Here is a 21,820-nt window from a genome sequence, read left to right on the forward strand (position 1 = left end):
GTATTAACTGGTTTTCAATTCAAACTTTTTTACCTTTTATCACTATTAATCCTAAAGAACAATTTTGTAAATACTGTGGATCAAAGCTTGAGTTGAAAAGATGGTAGGGAAAGATCTATCTTGAAATTATATTTTTAAGAAATATTAGCAAAAGAAAATTTATAATAATAAATGAAATGTAAACAATTCTTGGGTTTTTTAACCCTTTTGGAGCTGTAAGTTCAATTCCAAATATACTAAATAATGTTTGCTTATCATCGTTATCGTAAGATAATAGACCTTTCGTTGAATCGTCTTCTTTTATCTTATCTTGAGTTTTATTATCTTCCATAGACTTGATATTTTTAACATTATAAATCCAACTATTAATGCTTAAAGGGAAGTTCATTATTTGATGCAATTATTGATTCTTTCATTAGTTGATTGGCTTCTGGTAATAATGAGTTCATTATACTATCTAATCTTTTGTCATACCACCTATGTAGACTAAATCTTTGAGAAGCCTGGAAACCTCTCCTGAATTTATGATTCCCTCCTGCGCCTGGATCAAATCTTTTGATACCTTTTTCTATTGCCCATGAAATAGGAGAGTAGTAGCAAAGCTCAAAATGAAGATTCTGAATCTCTTCTTTGCATCCCCAATACCTTCCCCATAATATTGTCCAATCAGTTATACATAGAGACATTGCAATAGGCTTCTTAGGATCATCTTTATAAGCATTGAATAATACTACTTTGCTTTTTAAATCGTTATCGGATAATTCTTCAAAGAATTTGCTTGTTAAATATTTACTTCCCCATTCCCCCCACTTTAAACAATGATTCGCGTAAAAGTTGTGCATAATCCTCATCGTTTTTAAATCAATTTCTTTCCCATTCAAAACGGATATTTTAATATTATTATTTTTTATCGATTTTCTTTCTCTCTTAATATTTCTTCTTTGGTTGGAGTTGAACCTGGCTAGGTAATCATCAAAACTTTTTTCTCCTATTGATTTCCACTCGGTTTGAGTATTTATCCAACAAGACCACTCTGCTACTTCCCCATACTCCATCCATCGTTGGTCTACATATAGAAAGTTGCAGCTTAAGATTCCGTTTTTCTCTGCAAATTTATCTATATTTTCCATAATGATTTTAGTGATTTCTTTTTTATCTTTGTCATCTGCAATGAAAAATCTATAACCTTCTATAGGACTTAATGGGCTCATACCTATTAGCTTGGGATAATATTTCAAGCCAAGTTGGGCCGATAACCTTACAATCGACTGGTCAAAAATAAATTCTCCATAGCTGTGATTTTTTAAATAAAGGGGTGCTAAAGCTATTAATTTACCTTTTTCCCAGAGTGTTAAATGTAATGGAATCCACCCATATTTTGCTGAGATGCTATCAGATTTTTCTAATGCATGAAGCCATTTCCATTGATAAAAAGGAATTATGTCTTTACCTAAAATACCATCCCATTGTTGTTCTGAAACTTCTTCAATTGAGTGATGCCAGGATGGAGTTATTAGTGATTTCAAAATCTATTTCTTATGTATGAAAGCATGACTTCATTTGCTCCTAGATCCTTTATGTCTTTTAATTTCCATGCTTCAGCTTGTGTTAATTGCACAGGTAAGTTATTTATTGCTGTATGGGTCCATGTGTATTTACCAGCAAGAATTTTAGGTGAAAATGTTAGCTGTAATTCATCAATCCTATCCTCTAATAATAAAGATGAAATTAGTTTCATTCCACCTAGTAAAACTATTTTTGAAATACCTTCATTATAGATTTTATTCAAAGTTTGCGTCCACTTTTCTTCCATAATTAAATGCCGATCAAAACCTGATTGTATTAATCTGTGATTTTTGTTGGGAGTTAATATCCATTTGGATATTGGTTGTTTAAAGAAAGCCCAATCTTCAGAAAATGCTGCTTTTTGGCTGACTATTATAGAAATTGGTTGCGAAGAACGTTTCTCATGACCCCTTTGATTGATTAATTTTTGATTGTGAATCAAGCATGTACTTTCATGTGCGTTTAGGGTCCCACTTCCCATTAACGTCGCATCACTCCAGCTTAAGGCCTTTTCTAAAGCTTCTCTATCCCCCTTGCCTCCTATATTGGCTTTGCCGCCTGAGGAAAGAGCAATCCTTCCGTCTAAGCTCATTGCTAGTACTAGACGAACTGTAGGCAAGTAGAGCAATCTTTAAATAGAAGTATCTTTCTTAATCAAGTTACTTGAGTCAGAATAAATCTCTGCAGCATTGTTCGGGCTTTCTTGTAGACGAACTTTATGAAGGCTTGCACCGATTTCTTGAATTGGATATTTTAATTTATCTGATATATGAAGAGCAATATTTTCTGCTGTAGGAACACAATTGGAGAAGTGTTTGATGTCTTTATTTAAGAAAGTATGATCAAAAGGCTCTACAACTAAATCTTCAACTAATTGTTGAAGTGATCCAAGATCACAAATCATTCCTGTTCTAGAATTAATATTTCCTTTTACAGTTATTTCAACAAGATAGTTATGACCATGACCATTGGTTCTCGCACATTTCCCATATATTGCTTCATTTTCCGCTTGAGATAGCTCTTCCCTTGCCAATCTATGGGCTGCCGCAAAGTGACTTTTAATTGTTATGTAAGCTTCCATATTATTGCCTAAATAATCGGCCCAGAGATTTTGATTTTCATATAATCTTAGCGATTTTAGTGGTATGTCAGATTCTAACCTGGACCATATCACACGTGTTAAAGCCTCTGTTGTAGGTAGGCAGCCGTTAGCTTTGGATATGTCAAATTCTGGCCATGTTTCATTAAGGAATCGAAAGTCCAGTTGATTAGTGACTTTCTCTTTAATTGCGTGCTTTATTTCTGAAAGATTTAAAACCATTCCATCTGCATTTAATGTTCCTTCCATTGAGACAATTAATTCGTAATTGTGACCATGGCCAGGAGCGATTGCACATGCACCAAAGTGTTTTGAATTATCATCAGTTGATAACTCTGGCAGCCAATATCGATGACTTGCACTAAATAATGCTCGCCTTGTGATCACACAGGTCCGTCCTTGCCCGTGTTTGTGCTCAGATGTGATTGTATTCATAGTATTTTCAATCACTGGCACCATTTTAATTTGTTCTACGTTTTTTTGTTTGTATGACCAATTTGAACACTGTGAACTCGTTACGCAACATATTAGGAGGTCGTAATCTTTATCTTGTAGGAATTATGGGTTCAGGCAAGTCCAGCACAGGTCCACATCTTGCAAAAGCTCTGGAATATAAATTTGTTGATCAGGATAAATTGATTGAGGAAGTTGCAAAATTATCTATTCCTGAAATTTTTGATCAAGACGGTGAAAGTGGTTTTAGAGAGCTTGAAGCTCAAGTTTTAAAAGAAATTGGCAAGAGACATTCATTAGTTGTTGCCACAGGAGGAGGGGTCGTTTTACGAAGTCACAATTGGGGTATTCTTCATCAAGGGATAGTTATTTGGATCTCTCCATCACGGGATCGTCTTATTGCAAGGTTGGAATCTGATCAAACCAAGCGACCTTTGCTTACAAATAGAGATCCTATAGCTGCGCTTGACTCGTTAATAAAGGAACGCCAACCTTTTTATGCTGAATCTGATTTGTACATATCCGTAGCCAACGAAACCGCTGAAGAAGTTGCTTTGGATATTTGTAATAAGTTACCTGCAATACTTACTAGCCCGGAGGAGTTAGACGTATAGCAAACCATTGCACAGTAAATCCAGGCTTAATTTCCAGATCACATGCAGTATCTAATAATCTTTTGGCAGCTTCTTGCTTAGATGCTTCATTCAGTAAATCTTTTGGTATTGCTTCTAATTTGTTAAGCCAATTCTCTAGCCATTTTAGTGTTTCTTCGGATGTTAAATATTGCTCATCTTTGTTTGGTTCCATAACTACATAATTTTCATTATCACGTATTAGGGGATTAGACATATTTTCAGTGGTTTATAAAGTCGCAGGATCTGTTGCCATAAGCATATCTTCTAGTTGGTCTCTCCACTCAAATAACGTTTCTAATTTTGGATTGTCATTGAAACCTGGACAACCTTTGCCATGAAGCTGCTCACCTGATGAGACTGGGAAGCGAAGTAAGGATAATTGAGCGCCTACTGCTATATCAGCAATGCTTAGGGAATCTCCAATTAACCATTTATTAGATGAAACTAAATTTGATAATTGCTCAAGGTTGTTTAGCAGTTCCTTGCTTTCATCTTGATTGATTACTTCTGCCACCCCACTGATTAACTCACAAGGAAGTTTGTTTACAAACTCTTTAAATGGTTTTGGAAAATCTTCAGGTAAAAGGGCTACTCGAAGAGATGAGTCTAATGCAGCTGCTTTGATTAATTCTCTTCGTACAGATTTGGCCAACCTAGTATCTGCCCAATCTTCAATTAGATGAGACATCGCCAATTCTTCAGTGTGAGAAGGTAATAGTTGAGGATCCTTTGTGATAGTTTCTAGATATTTAATAATTGCACTAGAGTCAGAAAGAATTGTTTCACCATCTTTTAAAACTGGAACTTGCCTTTGTCCAGAAACTTTGAAAACATCCACTTGTCCTATGCCTGGAGAGATTTCAACGGTTCTGTAGCTTAGTTGCTTGGCATTTAGAACCATTCGCACTTTCAGGCAAAAGGGGGAATGCTGAAACTGATAGAGTTCTAACATGAAGATTTAGAGTCAAAGATGGTAAGACTGGCTATTAAGGATATGAAAGAGTAATAGCAATGGGCGAGTTTTTTTCGAATGTTTCTAGATATCCCAAATATCTCATAACAATTGTTCTTGGTGTCTTTGCTGCTTCTTTTGGTCCATTAGTTAGTAGGAGCAAGAACCCTATTACAGCGGTAGCTCTTATAGGGGCTTTAATCAGTGGTTTGCTTACTTTGTCTTTTATTGTCAGGGGTATGGTGCTTCCGTCATCTTTACATTAGTTATGGCTCAAAGTCGACGAGTTGAGAAAGTGGCTGCACTCATTCGAAAGGAGATGAGTCAGCTTTTACTAAATGGACTAAGAGATCAGAGAGTACACTCCACAATGATTACTATTACTGATGTTGAGGTCTCGGGAGACCTCCAACATTGCAAGATTTTTGTAAGCATTTTTGGTGACCCAGGCAAAATAGATGCAGTCTTTTCTGCCTTAGAGGCATCTCAAGTCTTTTTAAAGGGTGAATTGGGCCGAAGATTAGAAATGAGACGAGCTCCTGAAATTATTTTCAAATTAGACCGTGGAATGGAAAAAGGTAATTCTGTTCTTGATCTCTTAGGTAAATTAGACGAAGAAAGAAAAACAAAAAATCAGAATATGGTTGAATTTCAAGATTGATTGTGCCTTCTAATGAATTTGTAAAGCTTCGAGAAAAGGTTGCTGAGATTTTTGTTGTTAGGGCAAGTGGTTATCTCCTGGATTCACAGAGACAGTATCCAGCATGGGAATTATCTAATAGCAAATTGAAAACACTTTTAGAAAATGGGCTTGGAGGTGTCATTTTGTACGGAGGTACTGTTAACGAAATCAAAGAAAGATCAAGAAATATACAAAATTGGTCTAAGCACCCAATTTTGATTTCTGCTGATGTGGAAGAAGGGGTAGGTCAGCGTTTTGAGGGAGGATCATTTCTCCCACCTCCAATGACCCTTGGCCTGAATTATTTAGAAGACTCTGAAGAATCGCTTCTACTGGCGGAGGAATATGGAAAATGTATAGGTACGCAAGCGCGACGTTGCGGATTGAATTGGGTATTAGCTCCTGTTTGTGATGTTAATAGTAATCCTTTAAATCCTGTAATCAATATGAGAGCTTGGGGGACAGATCCTTTAACAGTTGCTGCTCTTGTATGTGCTTTTAACAAAGGTTTAAGCTCCCAAGGGGTAATGGGTTGTGCAAAACATTTTCCAGGCCATGGGGATACCAAAGTCGATTCACACCTGGAATTACCCCTGCTTGATCACGACTTTTCACGTTTGGAGGAAATAGAACTCGTTCCTTTTAAGGCGTTGATAGATCAAGGGATTAATAGCGTAATGACTGCACATGTTTTGTTCAGAAATATAGATCCCACGAATTTGGCAACTTTTTCAAAAATGATTGTCACTAATCTACTCAGGCAAAAACTTGGGTTTAATGGTTTGATTGTTACCGACGCTTTGATTATGAGAGCAATTAGTGAGAGCGTTAGCTGCGCCGAGTCAGCAGTCATGGCTTTTGAAGCAGGCGCTGATTTAATCCTTATGCCTGAAGATCCTTTTCAAGCAATTGACTCAATCGTTGAGTCAATAATGGATGGGAAAGTACCCATTTCAAGGCTTGAAGAATCATTACAGCGGAGAAGAAGAGCTATGTCTAACTTAACAACAAACTTTGCCTCGTCTGAGAAGGAAGCGGAATGCAATGACGTACTAATATTTGAGCAGCCAGAGGATCATTCCTTAGTGAAGAGACTAATTGATATTTCTGTACAGATTAACAAACCTTCCCATATGCAAATTTCTGGAGATTTGATAAACCTAATTACCGTGGATACTGTATTGCCTTGCCCATATTTCAATAACTCGTCTCCCGCCTTGTTGATTCCTCAGGAATATGGTTGTAAAACTATTCTCTGTCATCCCTTTGGCGTGTCCCCATGGCAGGATAATGATTTGGAGCCATTGGCTTTAGAGCGTTTGGGGCAAGGTCCTTTTCTTCTTCAATTATTTGTACGAGGGAATCCTTTCAGAGGTAATCAAGATATAAATGAACGATGGATCGCCGCTGTCGAACAATTGCAACGTAATGAGTTGCTTTCAGCAGTTGTAGTTTATGGAAGCTTTTACTTTTGGAAAGAGTTACATCAAGTTCTAACCCCTTCGATACCTCTTGCTTATAGTCCTGGACAGATGCGACAAGCACAATTGAAGATTCTTCAGTCTCTCTTTAAAACTTCTGGGCATGACCTTATAGATAAAAATGTAGAGTTCACTAATTAAATCAGACTCAAATGAAGCTATCTTTTTGACAAGCTATGATTTCCGAGCTCAGTTTCCCTTTAAGTGGAAAAACTATTGTTTTGACACGCTCTCAGAACCAGCAAGCTGAAGCTCGAACTTTGTTTGAGAGTAGAGGTGCTAAGGTCTTAGACCTGCCAGCTTTAGTAATTGGTCCTCCAGACAAATGGGAACCTTTAGATCATGCTTTGTTAGAAATAGAAGGATTTCATTGGATAATTTTTTCAAGTATTAATGGTGTGAAAGGAGTAGAGCAAAGATTGAAATTGATTGGTAAGTCTCTTTCAAGCGTGTCAAAAGGTTTGAAGATAGCCGTTATTGGAAAGAAGACTGCTCAGTATCTAAAAACTTTTGGTGTTATTCCTGATTTTGTACCGCCACAATTTGTAGCGGATAGTTTAATTGATCATTTCCCTGTTTCAGTAGAGGGATTAAGGATTTTGATACCAAGAGTTCAAAGTGGAGGTAGAAATATTTTGGCAGAAGCTCTGTGTAAATTAGGGGGACTTGTTGTTCAAGTTCCAGCATATGAATCTAAGTGTCCAAAAGATATTCCTAGTGAAACTGTTATAGCATTAGAAAATGCAAAAGTTGATGCAATTGTATTTACCAGTGCTAAAACAGCTATTAATACCTCGAAATTGTTGCTTAGTATTTTTGGAGATCAATGGAAGAAAATAATTTTAGATGTGAATATTATTTCTATAGGTCCTCAGACAACTATTAGCTGTAAAAAAGAGTTTGATAAGGTAGATCAGCAAGCAAAGCAATATGACTTAGATGGCTTGATCGAGGCTTGTATTGAATCTTTCAATATATAATTTCAATAATATAAGGGACCTTACTGTTAATTACCATAACCACTTTCAACAAGCTTTGTAAAATTGTTCAGGTTATTTTGAAGTTCATTTGTGACTAACTTTCCAAGAATATCTTCTTTCATAAATCTAGCCAGACCCTTAGGTAATTCGTATGAGATTTTTAAGTTAACAATTGTACAACTTTGATTTTCTTCGAAAAATGTAACACAACCTTTTGTAGGTAAGCCTCCAATTGATGACCATTTAAGTCTTTCTTTTTCAACTCTTTCATTGATTTGTGCTTTCCATTTAAAGCGAAAGCCATTTGCAGCTAATGTCCATTCTGTAAGATCTGGGAGAGTTTTTGTCTCGTCATCAATTGTTTTAACTGATTCTATCCATGTCATCCATAAAGGCATTGCATCTAGGTCACTCCAAACGTTCCATACCTTTTCGACAGGAGCATTGATTGTGCTAATTACTTTATGTTCAAGCCATTGACCCATATTTAAGAAACTGATGAATTTTTTTCTAATTTTATTGATTTACCAAGTATTGCTGCGGCTGCTAAATGCCCACTCATTGTTGCACCTTCCATTGAATCTATATAATCTTGGCGCGTATAACTACCCGCTAAGAAAAAGTTTGGTATTGGTGTTGACTGTTTAGGTCTAAAAGGCTCCATCCCTGGTTCTTCTCTATATAAAGATTCAGTTAATTTTACAACGTTACTCCAAATTAACTTTAGATTTTTAGCGGAAGGGAAAAGCTCTCTTACCTGAGCATCTGTATGCTCAACTATTTGTGTTTTCGATTTTGGAATCCATGGATCTCCTGGGGTTAGAACGCATTGTAGAAGAGATCCAAGTCCTTCTTTGCGATAATCTTCAGGACTTGTCAGTGCTAAATCAGCAAAACAACTGAAATCAGCATCAGCACTATATAAGAGATTATCAAGCCCTGATGGTGTTTTGAGATTCATTTGTGCTGAGTTATTTTTTAATTCAGTCACCCATCCATCATATCTAAGTTGAACTGTCGCTACTGGAACTGCCTCTAAGTTATCGATAGCTGCAAATTGCGGGTATATTTTCCATTCCTGTGGGATTATTTTTTTAATGCCTGGAACATCACAGGCTGCAAGATATTTATCAGCTTGAATTTCTATTTCTCCATTAGGCGTATTCAGAATTATTCCAGTAACCGTAGGTGCTTTGGAGTTTTTATAACGAATTTCTTTGACTCTGTTTCGAAGGTGTAGTTTTGCACCTTTAGCTTCAAGATATTTGAGAATGGGTTTTGTTAGCCATTTGTGAGGAGAGCCTTTGAGGAGATTTAATTTAGAGGCTTCTGTTTTTGCTGCAAACATCATAAATATTGTCAGCATGCATCTGGCTGACATTGCTTCACAATCAATAAACCCAAGAGCGTAAGCAATGGGGTTCCACATCCTTTTAATGCTATTCAGACTTCCACCATGACTTAAAAACCAATCTTGAAAACTGATGCTATCCAACGCTCTAATCGTTTTCATTGCACTTTCGTAATCAATAAGACCTTGCACAATTGGGCTAGTTCCTAGAGCAAGCGCATTCCTTAGTTTATCGATCCAGTTTAGTTGTGAAGTCGTGAAGAAGGCTTTAAGACCATTGAATGGTGCACCCAGTACAAAACGAAAATCTAGTGGTTTTACTTCTCCTCCTTTATTTACAAATAAATGCATATGCTCTTTGGGTAACAAATTTTCTAATGCCCCCACTTTTTTCATCAGGGCAAAAAGATTTGCATAATTAAAGAAAAAAACATGGAGACCCATTTCTATATGGTTTCCGTCTTTATCTTCCCAACTCCCTACTTTCCCACCTAAGAAGGGCCTGGCTTCATAAAGATCAACTTCATGGCCTTCATCTACAAGGTCTACTGCTGCAGAAAGGCCAGCTAGGCCAGCGCCAACTATGGCCACTTTCATGGATTTATTTGTAGGAACTTGCTAACGCTAATAACAATAGTTGAAATGTTGTATAAGACAAAATGGAATGTTTATTAATAGACTGAGATTAGGGTATATGAAAAACACTGATGAGTATTTCTCCTTTATCAAGTAATGAGACCCATAGCGCACAAAATGGCAAAGGAATCTTAATTACTCAAATGGCGATGGAGCAATTGGCGAGACTTTGCAAGGAGAAAGGGGATGATCAATTATTGCGTGTAGGGGTTCGTTCAGGTGGATGCAGTGGCATGAGTTACACAATGGATTTTGTAACTGCAGTTTCTATAGAGAAAAATGATGAAGTTTATGAATATGTCACTAGTGATGGAATAGCTTTTAGAGTGGTTTGTGATCCCAAAAGCCTTTTATATATCTATGGCATGCAATTAGATTTCAGTAATGAACTAATAGGTGGTGGCTTTAATTTTACAAATCCAAATGCCACACAAACCTGTGGTTGTGGAAGTTCATTTGCTGTTTGAAAATTAACCGTATCTTTTATTCAATTCACCCATAACTTGTCATCTAATGGATCTTAATAACGAGAGTCTCTTTGACAATGCTATGTCTAGATATCAATCTGGCGAAGAGGCAAGTGAGTTAATTAGAGACTTTGAAGAGATTACGAATTCTTCTCCTAATCAATCAGCAGGTTGGACGTGCTTGTCTTGGTTGCAATTGCTCTGCAATAAGCACCGAGATGCTCTCAAGTCAGCTCGAATTGCAGTTAAATTAAACCCTCAAGACCCTCAATCAAGAATTAATCTGAGTATTGCCTTGCTAGAAACCAATTCCAAAGGAGTTAGAGAACATATTGATTTTGTTAAAAGAGCTGTATTGATAGTTCCAGAACTTGAGAAAGAATTGAAAGATTCAATAAACGATGGACTTAGTCGTAAGCCTGATTGGGACTCGTTGAAAAAGATTCAAACCTGGCTGGACTTCTGATTTGACTAAATTACTTTTAATTAGTAATGGTCATGGAGAGGATCTCTCAGGTTCGATATTAGGAAATGAGCTGAAAAAACAAGGTCATGAGGTTGCTGCATTCCCTTTGGTTGGCAAGGGTAATGCTTATACCAAATCAGATATAAAAACGCATGGTATGCGGAAAGAATTTAGTACTGGGGGTCTAGGTTATACAAGTTTGATAGGAAGGTTAACTGAGTTGGTGCAAGGGCAACTATTTTATTTGATTTGGACTTTTTTGCGTTTATTACAAATAGCAAGGAGTTACGACTTCCTTATTGTTGTTGGAGATGTTGTGCCAATTTTGGCTGCATGGTTAAGCCATCGAAAGATGGTTGTTTATTTGGTTGCATATTCAAGTCATTATGAAGGTAAATTGCGTTTACCCTGGCCTGCTGCAAGTTGTTTGAAAAGCAAGCGTTGTTTAGAGATTTTTACTAGGGATGACTTGACTGCTAAAGATTTAACATTGCAATTGAAGCGTTCGGTTCTTTTCTTAGGCAATCCATTTATGGATATTGTTTTAAAGCCTAAGAAGCCTTTACCTCAAAGATTGTTTCGTTTGGGGTTATTGCCAGGTAGTCGTCGACCTGAACTAGATCAAAACTTGTTGATAATTTTAAGAGTATTGCAGTCTTTACCTCAATCTATTCTGACTAACTCAGAGTTTAGTTTTGATATGGCATTGGTAAATGCTTTAAATGATAGAGCTTTGTGGAAATTAATTAGTAAAGATGGATGGCAAATAATTGCAAATTCGGAAGCGAATAGTTTTTCACATATCTTGAATCATGGTTTTTGCTCAGTGAAAGTGCATAGGAACTCTTTTGCACAGGTTTTGCAAAGCAGTGATGTTCTTTTATGTATGGCTGGCACTGCAGTTGAGCAAGCTGTTGGTTTGGGAAAACCAGTAATTCAAATTCCTGGTAAAGGCCCCCAATTTACATCTGCTTTTGCTGAAGCTCAGAGAAGATTACTTGGTAAAACAGTTTTTTGTGCAGAAGGCAATGTTGTTAAGGGAAGCAATATATTTTTAAGTACAGCTGATTTAATTGTAGATATATTTAATCGAGTTCACAGAGATATTGAACTCAAAGAAAATTGTAGGAAAGAGGCTTCTATGAGACTTGGCACAGATGGAGGAACACAACGTATCGCAGAATCTATTAAAAACTTGATTTTTTATAATGTATAAAACCCAAAAAGAATATTGTAGGTTGTCATGAGGCGATTGTAATTGCCGAGAGTGCTTCGTTAAGCATAGGGTAAGTAAATTTAAAAGCTACTGTTGAGAGGCGTTCTGAATCAACCCTCTGTCCTTCAAGAACTACTTTTGCCCCATCGCCTAATAAAAGTTTCAGAATTAATTCTGGAACTGGTAAAAGTGTTGGTCTATTAAGAGTTTTGCCCAAAGTCTCGCAGAATTTAGACATCGTTACAGGGTTTGGACTTACACCATTGAAAACCCCTTCCCAATTGCGATTGATTAGTGCATTCTCAATCATATTGCATAAATCACTTCTATGAATCCAGCTCATCCATTGCTCTCCATTTCCAATCGGTCCTCCAAAACCTGCTTTGAAAATCGGTAGCATTTTACCTAATGCGCCCCCATCTTTTTCAAGTACTATTCCTGTTCTAATTATTACCAATCTTGTTTGCATAGGTTTCTTCAAAGAATTATCTTCCCATTCGGCACATAGTTCAGCAAGAAAGTCTGTACCTGCCCTGCTTCTTTCAGTGAAGATTGAGTCTGAGCTTGTACCATAAAACCCTATTGCTGAGCCATTTACTAATATTTGTGGAGGCGTTTTTAGTTTTGACATTGCATGTATTAAATAGGAAGTTGTTTTTAACCGACTGCTTTTTATGGCTTGGCAATTTTTTTTGGACCAACGTTTGTTTGCAATAGGTTCACCAGCAAGATTGATTACACCTTCAGCATTTATTAGGGCATCCATGAGAGCACCTTTCTCCCAACTCGAATGCAAAGTTGGGTTACTCTTTATGAAAGTACTTTCATTATTTGCACAATAAAACTTTAATTTTTCTTTCTCCTTTCGACTAACTATTGTTAGTTGATGACCGGACTTTAGAAGTTTAGGGACTAATTCAGAGCCAATAAAACCTGAACATCCAAGTAGTAGTAAACGCATAAAACCTCATGACATTGATGGAATGAGCATTGGTGTTAAATAATTAAATGCTTATCATTTGAGTAGAATAAACTCTTTTATGACTGAACAACCCTCTTCAGTTAAAGTTCCTAGGCCTTTTCGCAAGGGATCCTTAGTTCGTGTGAATGCAGAAGCCTATAAAAATAGTGTTGAATCTTTAGCGAGTGACACATCTCTTCCGGATTATATTTTTGAAGGTCCAGGAGAGCTGCTGCTTGTTCAGGGTGATTATGCTCAAGTTCGTTGGCGCAGGCCTGTTCCTGATATTTGGTTCCGGCTTGATCAATTAGAGACATGGACTGCTTGATGGGTTGTTAGCAAGCTGTTAAGTGCTTTCTTTCTTTCTTTAGCTTCAGTCGCATTTTTGATGCTTGACGTAGCATTTCGTTACCATCATGTAGATAATTTTCTACATAACCTGATGTATATCTTTCCCATTCATTAATACCATCTTGTATTTCTGAAAAACATTGATAAAGGCTGAGACTAAAGTAATTTGCTTCAACAGGAGTTGGATGAGACTGATAAATATCTTTTGCTTGGTTTATTTTTCTTTGACTGCTAGTAATATATTTACAGAAACATCCCATCAACATATCGTCGTAAGGATCAGCTGATAGCTCTTTTAATTTTACAGGAAATTGATTGAGGATTTCACCCATTAATCTATCTATTGGAGAATAAACAATTTTTATCCATAGACCTATTGCATGGTCAGTGACATGACCTTTCTTCTTGGGAACTTGATATTCCTCATGATTTCTTTTGGAATTTTCCTGTACTGGGCTATTCCGCCCATTGGTTTTATCATTTCTTAGTTTTTCCCACGCTGCATTTATAGCAAGAATTTTATTTTGATCGCCTCCAGTATCAGGATGGTATTTTTTTGCCAGCTTTCTGTATGCGGCTTTGATTTCCTTCAGTTCTGAGTTGTGCGAAATGCCTAGAACTTTGTAGGGATCTTGTTTCATTTTAATTATTTTCGAATGAATCTTTTAAATGCATCCATCGATTTTTGGCTGAAATGATGAAACATTGTTGAACATAGGTGTAGATAAATATCTTTCTCCAAAACTGGGTAAAACAACAACCAACCTTTTATTGCTCATATTAGATGTACATCCTATTTTAAGAGCCGCAGCAACAGCCGCTCCACTACTGATTCCACTAAGGAGTCCCTCTTGACGAGCAAGTTGTCTGCCGGTTTCCATTGCTTCATCATCGCTAATTTTTAAAACTTCATCAATTAATGAAGTGTCTAGTACTTTGGGGATAAAACCAGCACCTATACCTTGAATAATATGTGCACCAGGTTGTCCCCCAGACAGTACAGCACTATTTGCAGGCTCTACTCCAAAAACTTTGATGTTTGGGTTTTTTTTCTTAAGAACTCTTGCGCATCCAGTGATTGTCCCACCAGTACCAATCCCTGCAACTAAGCCATCAATATCTCCTTCACAATCTAACCAAATCTCTTCTGCTGTAGTTGTCTCATGGATTTTTGGATTTGCAAGATTATCAAATTGCTGTAATAAATATGAGTTTGGAATTTGATTGACTAATTCTTTAGCAAGGTTAATAGCTCCTTGTATCCCTTCATTCCCAGGAGTTAGTTGGATTTCAGCGCCATAAGCACGAAGCATGGCCCTTCTTTCAGTACTCATTGAATCAGGCATTGTAAGAATTAATCGATACCCTTTTGCGGCTGCAACCATTGCTAGTGCTATCCCTGTATTACCGCTTGTTGGCTCTATAAGAACTGTTTTTGTTGGACTGATGGTACCTTTTTGTTCAGCTTCTACGACCATTGCGCCAGCAATACGATCTTTGACAGATGATGTTGGATTAAAGCTTTCGAGCTTTGCTAATAAATGAGCATTGCATCCATATATTTGAGGAAGACGATTTAGTCTCACTAGGGGTGTTCGCCCTACTAACTGTGTTATGTCGGTTGCTATTGGCATTACTTCCTTTAATAATTTGCCTGAGTAAGATGTATAAGTTGAATTCATTTCTATATTATTTTCAATTAGGAGTGAAAATCAATAAAATCAATAAGTTTGAGAAATCACCGTGTATTTAATTGAGCTTGCTCTGAAATTGAGCCCATTTCCATTGTCTGTACAACGTAAGGATTTAAAAGAAGCTAAGGCGCTTTATAACTCCTTAAAAGAAGCGATGAAGAATGGTGATCCAAAACTGTTGGAAATTAATTGTGAGCAAGTAGAAGACAAGCAGATAGCCGTATTACTCAGTGAAGTTTTAGCTGTGCAGATGTATGAAAAAACCGCTGGACCAAGTGGAAGTAGACGCCCTGGATTTACTTTTGATTAATAAGTGAAATGGTAGAACCATTAAAGCAATTTTCTAACAGGCAGAATCCTTCCAAAGAGATGATTTTGAAGGATGTTTCTTATTCTTGGAAACCTGGAACGAATGCTTTAAGAAATTGCACTTTGTCTATTCCATTCCCTGGTTTGTGGATGCTTGTTGGAGGGAATGGTAGTGGGAAAAGTACTTTATTTCGCTTAATAAGTGGTTTGATTACTCCACAGCAGGGCCAATTTTTTTGTTCATTTAAACCTTCATTGCTTTTGCAAAACCCAGATCACCAGTTGCTTTTACCGACTTGTGCTAGTGATTTGTTGTTAAGTCTTCCTTCTAACTTGAATGCTAAAGAAAGAAATGAACGTATTCAACATGTTTTAAATCAAGTTGGATTAGAGGAGATGACCGACAGACCTATTCATACACTTAGTGGAGGTCAGAAGCAGCGATTAGCTCTTGCTGGGGCTTTATTAAGTCAAGCTGATTTGCTTTTGCTTGATGAACCAACTGCCTTGTTAGATCCTAAGAGTCAAAAATCTATCTTGGAAATAGTCAGAAACATTGCAAGTAATACTAATAAACATCCAATAACAGCCCTTTGGATTACGCATCGTCTTGAAGAGCTCACATATTGTGATGGTGCTGCAATTATGGAACAAGGGAGTTTAGGACAATGGTTTCCTGGTTCTGAAGTAATTACCAAATTAACTTGACTTGCGATACGAGGGGTATCAAGGCTAGGTTCTGTTTGTTTAATCCTCGGTAGCTCAGCGGTAGAGCGATCGGCTGTTAACCGATTGGTCGCAGGTTCGAATCCCGCCCGGGGAGTTTGATTTACCTCTACTAAGACCCCTTGATGATTTAGGGGTCTTATTTTTTGTAATTATTTGGTGATTTTTGATGCATATTCATTGAATTTAGAAAAATCCTATAGGTTAAATTACTGAGTTGGACCTTTGAAAGGTTACAATTCCTTTTAACAAACTTTTCCAAACAATTTTTGTAGGTTTTATTTGAGCTCTTGATTCTTAATTAAATAAGACATCTTGACAGAATCGTACAAATCTTGATCAAGTAGTAATTTCTACTTGTTTTTATAACTCACCAGGATCTAATGAAACCTTGCGTTTTACTTATAGAAGATGATAAGGATATGCGCGAATTAGTTGCAGGTCATTTAACACATACAGGTTTCGATGTTCAGCTTGCGGAAGATGGGATCAAAGGCCAAGCTTTAGCGCTGCAATATACCCCTGATTTAGTCCTTCTAGATTTAATGCTGCCTAATGTTGATGGACTTACTCTTTGCCAGCGTTTGAGAAGAGACGAGCGGACTGCTTCCATTCCTATTCTTATGATTACAGCTTTGGGTGCAACAAAAGATAAAGTGACAGGTTTCAATTCTGGTGCTGATGATTACTTAACAAAGCCATTCGATCTTGAAGAATTACATGTTCGTATTAAAGCTCTTCTAAGGAGAACAAATCGTGCTCCCTTGGGGAGCACTGGGCAACCGGAAATTCTTAATTATGGACCTTTAACTTTAGTTCCCGAAAGATTTGAAGCCATTTGGTTTGAGAGTCCTGTTCGCTTAACTCATCTAGAGTTTGAATTGTTACATTGCTTGCTTCAAAGGCATGGTCAAACCGTTGCTCCATCATTAATTTTGAAAGAAGTTTGGGGTTATGAACCTGATGATGATATTGAAACAATTCGAGTACATGTTCGTCATTTGAGAACAAAGCTAGAACCGGAGCCTAGAAAACCTAGATTTATTAAAACAGTCTATGGTGCTGGTTATTGTTTGGAATTGCCTAAAGGTAATCAGATTGAGGAAGTTAAAGAACTTATATTTAATAAAATGACTAAAGGACAATCGTCTAATCAAGAAAATGATACTAGTAATCAGTAATTATTTATTTTACATAGGATAGTTCTATTAAAGTAACTTCCCATGCTATTCGAGAATTAACATATGATTTTAGTTGTATTTTGAGTTTTTCTAATCTTTTTACTTTTAATATATTTTTTTCCCTTAACCAATAAAATTGTTGCATCCAATTGATCATACAGATTTGCTCTTCTGAATTTATAGTCTCAGTAATTTCTTTCGCTAAAAATAACGCATCCAATGCTTCTGTGGGAAGATTTGTAATTTTATACCAAATACTTTCTGGTATTTCCTCTAAAAATTCAAGATTGTTTTGTAATAACTCAGGCGATCCATTTGAAATAGATATTAGCTCTGTTTGATTGGTTGCAAATCTTTCCGAAGACTTGTAGTTCATTATCTTTTCTTTTAGAAGTAAATTATTGAAACCCTTAAAATTGATAATTTGACAACGCGATTTAATTGTTTTCAGTAACCTATCAGGTCTAGAGGATGTTAATACTAATACACCATTAATAGGCTCTTCCATTGTTTTAAGAAGGGCATTAGCGGCTGATTCATTAAGTAATTCTGCATCTTCTAAGAAAATCATACTTAAGTTTGATTCAATAGGCTTTTTATTTAAAAACATCTTTAATTCAATGATTTGATCTATTCTGATTTGTGGCTTTATATGATTTTTCAATTCCTTATCCTTTGCAATTGATTGATTAATTAACTTGCCTTGATACAAGTACGTAGGTTCTACATAGTGCAAATCTGGATAGTTTCTGTTTTGTATTCGCTTACGAATATTATTTATTTCTGAACCTTGTTTTGCTATTCCCTCTAGAAATCTTAGCGCAACTTCTTTTTGGCCTACTCCTTTCGGACCTACAAATAGGTATGATGGAGCTATACGGTTTTTTGCAATCGAAGAAGATAAGATTTCAACTGCTGATGTTTGATAATCAAACTCTTCAAAAAGCTCTTTATATAACTTCATTAATTAATTTTTAAATGACAGTTTTTGTAATGAATTAATTAGTTTCTTTTGAATTTCCTCGCCAACTAATTTCTGATCTTGATTACCAGAGATTGTAATCCAATCCTCTTTCTTTGCTATTGATGCAAACCCAGAACAAACACGCTCTAAAAATAAATTACCTTCAGCTTCAATTCTATCTTTCAAAAGATCCTTCCTTCTTTTGATGCTTTCAGTAACTGAAATATCAAGTAATAGTGTTAAATCTGCTTTGATTCCTTGTGTTGCAATTTCTTCTAACTTATAAATCAAATCTCTATTTAAATTTCTACCAAATCCTTGGTATGCCAATGTTGAACTGCTAAACCTATCACTGATAACCCAATCCCCATTATTTATAGCAGGCATTATGACTTCGCTTATATGTTGAGCTCTGTCTGCTGCATACAATAAAAGTTCTGTTGTTGGTTCTGGTGCAATATTTTGCGAATTATCTAGAAGCAATTCTCTAATGGAACTTCCTAATATTGTTCCCCCAGGTTCTCTTGTTGTAATAAGTTTAGATCCTGAAGGCATTAGACCACTATTAGGTAGCCATTTTGATAAATGCTTGATTTGTGTGCTTTTACCGCATCCATCTATACCTTCTAGAACAATAAATATTCCTTTCATGAGACTTTTAGAGATAATGCATTTATAACTACAGTTATTGAACTTATTGCCATTAATAAAGCTGCAATAGGAGGTGATAAAAGTATTCCAAATTTTGGCAATAAAATACCAGCAGCAATTGGAAGAGCAATTATGTTATAACCAAATGCCCAAAACAGGTTTTGCTTAACTTTATTCATGGTTTTTTTAGCTAGGAGAAATGCTTCTGGTAAACTTCCTAGTCGATCTCCAAGTAATACTAAATCCGCAGAATCTTGTGCGATTTGAGTACCTGTACCAATTGCAATACCAATATCTGCACTTGCTAAGGCTGGTGCATCATTAATTCCATCGCCAACCATTGCTATTTTACTTTTTATTTTGATATCTTCTAGATTCTTGAGTTTTTCTTCAGGTAACAATTGCCAATTTAAATTATTAGGCTGAAAATCTAATTGCTTACCTATTTTTAATACTGATTCACGCCTATCTCCACTCATTATTGATAACTTGTGACCTTGCTTTCTTAGTTCTATAAGAGCAATTTTAGCATCCTTTCGAACTTGATCATCTATTAATATTAAGCCAAGTAGCTCTTTTTCAATTGACACTGCAACAATTGATTGATTGTAGAGCTCTGAATTTTTTAATTGATTATCTATTTCTTCAGACCATTCGACAAATTCGCTTTTAGACCATTCAATAGTACCTACTTTAACAATTCCATTAATGTTTTCAATTTCTCCATAAATTCCTTTACCAGGAATACTTTTTACATTGGAAGTTTTAATTAAGGGTAAATTCAAAATTTGTGCTTCTTGTAAAATTGCATAAGCAATTGGATGGCGACTATTATTTTCAATACTTGCTGCTAATTGAATAAGCTTAGCTTTATTTTCTGTCCCTAAATAACCAGTTACGACCGGTCTCCCAACAGTTAATGTGCCAGTTTTGTCGAATATAATTTGATCAATAGAGGCGGCCTTTTCAATTATGTCACCTCCCTTGAACAGCCATCCTTTTTGGGCTGCTTTCCCTGATGCGACGCTAATTACTGTGGGTGTTGCAAGTCCTAGGGCACAAGGGCATGCAACCACTAATACTGCTATGGATAATTGAATTGCCAGTCCTAAAGGTGTTTGAGCATTGGCCCCGAGTGACGAATGCAATATATGTTCATGACTATGCGCTAGGAGAGCCTGATCTGAATATTGAAGTACCTCTGGCCAGAAATTTGTTCCTGCTTTCCACCAAAAAATAAATGTAGCGAATGAGAGAGCAACCACTCCATAGCAAAAATTTCCTGCAACTTGATCAGCAAGACTTTGAATAGGTGCTTTTCTAGCTTGAGCTTGCTCAACTAATCCAATGATTCTAGCTAATGCTGTTTCAGCACCTATTCGATTTACTTGAACAATTATTGTCCCATCAAGATTTAACGTCCCTGCAGAGATTTCACTGCCTGCAGAGGCTGTAAGTGGCAATGGCTCGCCTGTGAGACTTGATATATCTATTGTTGAGCTTCCTTTAACGACTATTCCATCAATGGGGATTCGGTCCCCTGCCAACACTTCAATTTTCTCGCCTACCTTAAGAGCCCCTACTCTGATTTCCTTGGTTTGATTGTTGTTAATAAGCAGTCTGGCTTTATTAGGTTGTAATTGAGCTAATTCTTTGAGGGCTTTTCCAGTTCGAAATCTTGCACGTTCTTCTAAGAACCTTCCTAACAGAACAAACCCAAGAAGCATAACTGGCTCATTAAAAAAGCAGGGCCAGCCAACATCAGGCCATAGTAATGAACTTAAACTAGTGAAGTAAGCACTAAGCACTCCTATTCCAACAAGGGTATCCATTGTGGGAGTGAAGTAAAAAGCAGATTTGATTCCGCTCTTAAGAATCGATAACCCTGGACCAAAAATTGCAAAAGTTGCCAGCCAGGCGTGGAATGAGAGTTTCCCTAAAATCGGGACTTGTATTATGTTTCTCTCAGCTAGGTGACCAATGACTGATAGAAGAAGTAAAACTAGCGAAATCATTAATTGATTCCATTGTTCCCACCATTCTTTTTTTGTATTTAACTCGTCCAGGTGATTAATTGATTGATCCTTTACTCTTTGCTTTGCAGGAAAACCCCGATTAGTTAGTGCGGTAAGTATTCCTTCAATACTCTCATCTCCATTCTCTAGTTCTATTAAGGCAGTTCGCTCAATTAGATTGACACTTGCTTCTTTGATATTCGGTTGATCGATTAGGGTTTTTTCTACTGTGCTTACGCAACCTCCGCACTTCATCCCTTGAACATCAATCAAAATGGACTTGTACTTTGGTCTAATGTTTTGAATACTCAAGGATCAATCTCAACTGTTTTCATACCATAAATCTAATAAGTATTTGTAAAGAAGTATTTTTGCTTTTAAAAAAAATTAAGTCCTACGAGCAAGAAATGAATAATAGAGGCAGGATGGGAAGGTTAAGTTTTTTTATTTAATTCATCGTGCCTAGTAGTAATAACAAAGACAATTTTCTTGATAAGGCATTCACTGTAATTGCTGAAGGCATCGTGAAGTTTATGCCTATTGCCGCAAAGGAAAAGCAAGCCTACATATATTACAGAGAAGGTTTTGCAGCTCAAAATAATGGTGACTATTCAGAGGCACTTGAAAATTATGAAGAGAGTCTCAAGCTCGAGGAAAATTCAATTGATAGAGGTGAAACATTGAAAAATATGGCAATTATCTATATGAGCAATGGGGATGAAGAAAAAGCACTGAGTACTTATATTAAGGCATTAGATGAAAATCCTAAGCAACCTTCATGTCTTAAAAATATGGGATTAATATATGAAAAACGCGGTAGGTCTTTGCAGCAGGAAGGAAAGCAAGATGAGAGTGATATTTGGTTTGATAAAGCAGCTGAGGTTTGGTCTAAGGCTGTAAGGCTCTATCCAGGTGGGTATTTAGATATTGAAAATTGGTTAAAGACAACTGGCAGAAGTAAAATAGATGTTTATTTGTAATCAG

General features: G+C 36.5%; 26 protein-coding genes and 1 tRNA gene. 14 read left to right on the plus strand and 13 right to left on the minus strand.

Annotation, left to right across the window (positions count from 1 at the left end):
• Nucleotides 1-365: 365 nt before the first annotated feature.
• From EV07_RS00530 to EV07_RS00540, 3 genes are read right to left on the minus strand one after another with little or no spacing between them, the layout of a single operon-like run.
• On the minus strand, nucleotides 366-1,526 hold the full coding sequence (locus EV07_RS00530) for a GNAT family N-acetyltransferase (protein WP_081936910.1): 1,161 nt from the start codon (nucleotides 1,524-1,526) through the stop codon (nucleotides 366-368).
• Nucleotides 1,523-2,194, minus strand: a complete 672-nt coding sequence (locus EV07_RS00535) for a RibD family protein (RefSeq protein ID WP_275040986.1) — start codon at nucleotides 2,192-2,194, stop codon at nucleotides 1,523-1,525. Before EV07_RS00535 ends, EV07_RS00530 begins: the two co-directional genes overlap by 4 nt.
• A gap of 3 nt (nucleotides 2,195-2,197) precedes the next feature.
• Nucleotides 2,198-3,100, minus strand: a complete 903-nt coding sequence (locus EV07_RS00540) for a 6-pyruvoyl trahydropterin synthase family protein (protein ID WP_036916688.1) — start codon at nucleotides 3,098-3,100, stop codon at nucleotides 2,198-2,200.
• A 53-nt stretch (nucleotides 3,101-3,153) separates the two neighbouring features.
• On the opposite strand from EV07_RS00540, the gene EV07_RS00545 reads away from it, so the two are divergent.
• The gene (locus tag EV07_RS00545) at nucleotides 3,154-3,732 is read left to right on the plus strand and encodes a shikimate kinase (RefSeq protein ID WP_036916407.1); all 579 of its coding nucleotides are present in this window, start codon (nucleotides 3,154-3,156) and stop codon (nucleotides 3,730-3,732) included.
• Here EV07_RS00545 and EV07_RS00550 read toward each other — a convergent pair.
• Together EV07_RS00550 and EV07_RS00555 are read right to left on the minus strand one after the other, a co-directional pair.
• On the minus strand, nucleotides 3,707-3,967 hold the full coding sequence (locus EV07_RS00550; RefSeq protein WP_036916408.1) for a chlororespiratory reduction protein 7: 261 nt from the start codon (nucleotides 3,965-3,967) through the stop codon (nucleotides 3,707-3,709). The two genes, EV07_RS00545 and EV07_RS00550, sit on opposite strands and share 26 nt — an antisense overlap.
• A gap of 12 nt (nucleotides 3,968-3,979) precedes the next feature.
• Nucleotides 3,980-4,705 (minus strand): glutathione S-transferase family protein, encoded by a 726-nt coding sequence (locus EV07_RS00555; RefSeq protein ID WP_036916409.1) that lies wholly within the window; start codon nucleotides 4,703-4,705, stop codon nucleotides 3,980-3,982.
• Between the two features lie 59 nt (nucleotides 4,706-4,764).
• Here EV07_RS00555 and EV07_RS00560 point away from each other — a divergent pair, with 59 nt between their 5' ends.
• The 4 genes from EV07_RS00560 to EV07_RS00575 are packed head-to-tail and all read left to right on the plus strand — an operon-like array spanning nucleotide 4,765 to nucleotide 7,848.
• Nucleotides 4,765-4,971 (plus strand): DUF751 family protein, encoded by a 207-nt coding sequence (locus EV07_RS00560; protein WP_036916410.1) that lies wholly within the window; start codon nucleotides 4,765-4,767, stop codon nucleotides 4,969-4,971.
• A 2-nt stretch (nucleotides 4,972-4,973) separates the two neighbouring features.
• Nucleotides 4,974-5,366 carry a 30S ribosome-binding factor RbfA gene (gene rbfA / locus EV07_RS00565; RefSeq protein ID WP_036916411.1) on the plus strand — a complete coding sequence of 131 codons (393 nt, stop codon included), beginning with the start codon at nucleotides 4,974-4,976 and terminating at the stop codon, nucleotides 5,364-5,366.
• A 2-nt stretch (nucleotides 5,367-5,368) separates the two neighbouring features.
• Nucleotides 5,369-7,009 (plus strand): glycoside hydrolase family 3 N-terminal domain-containing protein, encoded by a 1,641-nt coding sequence (locus tag EV07_RS00570; RefSeq protein WP_036916689.1) that lies wholly within the window; start codon nucleotides 5,369-5,371, stop codon nucleotides 7,007-7,009.
• Nucleotides 7,010-7,044: 35 nt separating this feature from the next.
• A complete protein-coding gene (locus EV07_RS00575) occupies nucleotides 7,045-7,848 on the plus strand; it encodes a uroporphyrinogen-III synthase (RefSeq protein WP_036916412.1) in 804 nt (267 codons plus the stop codon).
• Nucleotides 7,849-7,874: 26 nt separating this feature from the next.
• Here EV07_RS00575 and EV07_RS00580 read toward each other — a convergent pair whose 3' ends face one another.
• Both EV07_RS00580 and zds read right to left on the minus strand, forming a co-directional pair.
• Nucleotides 7,875-8,333, minus strand: coding sequence for an SRPBCC family protein (locus EV07_RS00580; RefSeq protein ID WP_036916413.1), 459 nt, complete (start codon nucleotides 8,331-8,333; stop codon nucleotides 7,875-7,877).
• A gap of 2 nt (nucleotides 8,334-8,335) precedes the next feature.
• Complete coding sequence (gene zds, locus EV07_RS00585; protein WP_036916414.1) at nucleotides 8,336-9,796, minus strand: 9,9'-di-cis-zeta-carotene desaturase; 1,461 nt, start codon at nucleotides 9,794-9,796, stop codon at nucleotides 8,336-8,338.
• Nucleotides 9,797-9,906: 110 nt separating this feature from the next.
• Here zds and EV07_RS00590 point away from each other — a divergent pair, with 110 nt between their 5' ends.
• From EV07_RS00590 to EV07_RS00600, 3 genes are read left to right on the plus strand one after another with little or no spacing between them, the layout of a single operon-like run.
• Nucleotides 9,907-10,302: a HesB/IscA family protein gene (locus EV07_RS00590; protein ID WP_036916415.1), complete on the plus strand. Its 396-nt coding sequence runs from the start codon at nucleotides 9,907-9,909 to the stop codon at nucleotides 10,300-10,302.
• Between the two features lie 46 nt (nucleotides 10,303-10,348).
• Nucleotides 10,349-10,768: a tetratricopeptide repeat protein gene (locus tag EV07_RS00595; RefSeq protein ID WP_036916416.1), complete on the plus strand. Its 420-nt coding sequence runs from the start codon at nucleotides 10,349-10,351 to the stop codon at nucleotides 10,766-10,768.
• A gap of 1 nt (nucleotide 10,769) precedes the next feature.
• Entirely contained in the window at nucleotides 10,770-11,984 is a 1,215-nt protein-coding gene (locus EV07_RS00600) for a lipid-A-disaccharide synthase-related protein (RefSeq protein ID WP_036916417.1), read from the plus strand.
• Between the two features lie 25 nt (nucleotides 11,985-12,009).
• Here the strand turns inward: EV07_RS00600 and EV07_RS00605 are convergent, their stop codons facing one another.
• A complete protein-coding gene (locus tag EV07_RS00605) occupies nucleotides 12,010-12,945 on the minus strand; it encodes a TIGR01777 family oxidoreductase (protein ID WP_036916418.1) in 936 nt (311 codons plus the stop codon).
• Nucleotides 12,946-13,024: 79 nt separating this feature from the next.
• Here EV07_RS00605 and ndhO point away from each other — a divergent pair, with 79 nt between their 5' ends.
• Complete coding sequence (gene ndhO / locus EV07_RS00610) at nucleotides 13,025-13,273, plus strand: NAD(P)H-quinone oxidoreductase subunit O (RefSeq protein ID WP_036916419.1); 249 nt, start codon at nucleotides 13,025-13,027, stop codon at nucleotides 13,271-13,273.
• A 7-nt stretch (nucleotides 13,274-13,280) separates the two neighbouring features.
• Here ndhO and EV07_RS00615 read toward each other — a convergent pair whose 3' ends face one another.
• Together EV07_RS00615 and cysK are read right to left on the minus strand one after the other, a co-directional pair.
• The gene (locus EV07_RS00615) at nucleotides 13,281-13,937 is read right to left on the minus strand and encodes a J domain-containing protein (protein WP_036916420.1); all 657 of its coding nucleotides are present in this window, start codon (nucleotides 13,935-13,937) and stop codon (nucleotides 13,281-13,283) included.
• A 24-nt stretch (nucleotides 13,938-13,961) separates the two neighbouring features.
• A complete protein-coding gene (gene cysK / locus EV07_RS00620; protein WP_036916691.1) occupies nucleotides 13,962-14,930 on the minus strand; it encodes a cysteine synthase A in 969 nt (322 codons plus the stop codon).
• A 109-nt stretch (nucleotides 14,931-15,039) separates the two neighbouring features.
• On the opposite strand from cysK, the gene EV07_RS00625 reads away from it, so the two are divergent.
• The 4 genes from EV07_RS00625 to EV07_RS00640 all read left to right on the plus strand — a co-directional run bounded on the left by EV07_RS00625 (nucleotide 15,040) and on the right by EV07_RS00640 (nucleotide 17,206).
• On the plus strand, nucleotides 15,040-15,300 hold the full coding sequence (locus EV07_RS00625; RefSeq protein ID WP_036916421.1) for a hypothetical protein: 261 nt from the start codon (nucleotides 15,040-15,042) through the stop codon (nucleotides 15,298-15,300).
• A gap of 8 nt (nucleotides 15,301-15,308) precedes the next feature.
• Nucleotides 15,309-16,007 (plus strand): energy-coupling factor ABC transporter ATP-binding protein, encoded by a 699-nt coding sequence (locus EV07_RS00630; RefSeq protein WP_081936911.1) that lies wholly within the window; start codon nucleotides 15,309-15,311, stop codon nucleotides 16,005-16,007.
• A 43-nt stretch (nucleotides 16,008-16,050) separates the two neighbouring features.
• Nucleotides 16,051-16,122 (plus strand) — tRNA-Asn (locus tag EV07_RS00635).
• A gap of 286 nt (nucleotides 16,123-16,408) precedes the next feature.
• Nucleotides 16,409-17,206 (plus strand): response regulator transcription factor, encoded by a 798-nt coding sequence (locus tag EV07_RS00640; RefSeq protein WP_036916422.1) that lies wholly within the window; start codon nucleotides 16,409-16,411, stop codon nucleotides 17,204-17,206.
• 4 nt (nucleotides 17,207-17,210) lie between these two features.
• Here EV07_RS00640 and EV07_RS00645 read toward each other — a convergent pair whose 3' ends face one another.
• Genes EV07_RS00645 through EV07_RS00655 form a run of 3 tightly spaced genes read right to left on the minus strand, consistent with a single transcriptional unit; the run spans nucleotide 17,211 to nucleotide 21,091 of the window.
• Nucleotides 17,211-18,170 carry a hypothetical protein gene (locus EV07_RS00645; protein WP_036916423.1) on the minus strand — a complete coding sequence of 320 codons (960 nt, stop codon included), beginning with the start codon at nucleotides 18,168-18,170 and terminating at the stop codon, nucleotides 17,211-17,213.
• 3 nt (nucleotides 18,171-18,173) lie between these two features.
• Nucleotides 18,174-18,821: a dTMP kinase gene (tmk, locus tag EV07_RS00650; protein ID WP_036916424.1), complete on the minus strand. Its 648-nt coding sequence runs from the start codon at nucleotides 18,819-18,821 to the stop codon at nucleotides 18,174-18,176.
• A complete protein-coding gene (locus tag EV07_RS00655) occupies nucleotides 18,818-21,091 on the minus strand; it encodes a heavy metal translocating P-type ATPase (RefSeq protein ID WP_081936916.1) in 2,274 nt (757 codons plus the stop codon). Before EV07_RS00655 ends, tmk begins: the two co-directional genes overlap by 4 nt.
• Nucleotides 21,092-21,294: 203 nt before the next feature.
• Here EV07_RS00655 and EV07_RS00660 point away from each other — a divergent pair, with 203 nt between their 5' ends.
• Entirely contained in the window at nucleotides 21,295-21,816 is a 522-nt protein-coding gene (locus EV07_RS00660) for a photosystem I assembly protein Ycf3 (protein ID WP_036916426.1), read from the plus strand.
• Nucleotides 21,817-21,820: the final 4 nt, after the last annotated feature.

The organism is Prochlorococcus sp. MIT 0603 (assembly GCF_000760215.1).
In the GTDB taxonomy this organism is placed as follows: domain Bacteria; phylum Cyanobacteriota; class Cyanobacteriia; order PCC-6307; family Cyanobiaceae; genus Prochlorococcus_E.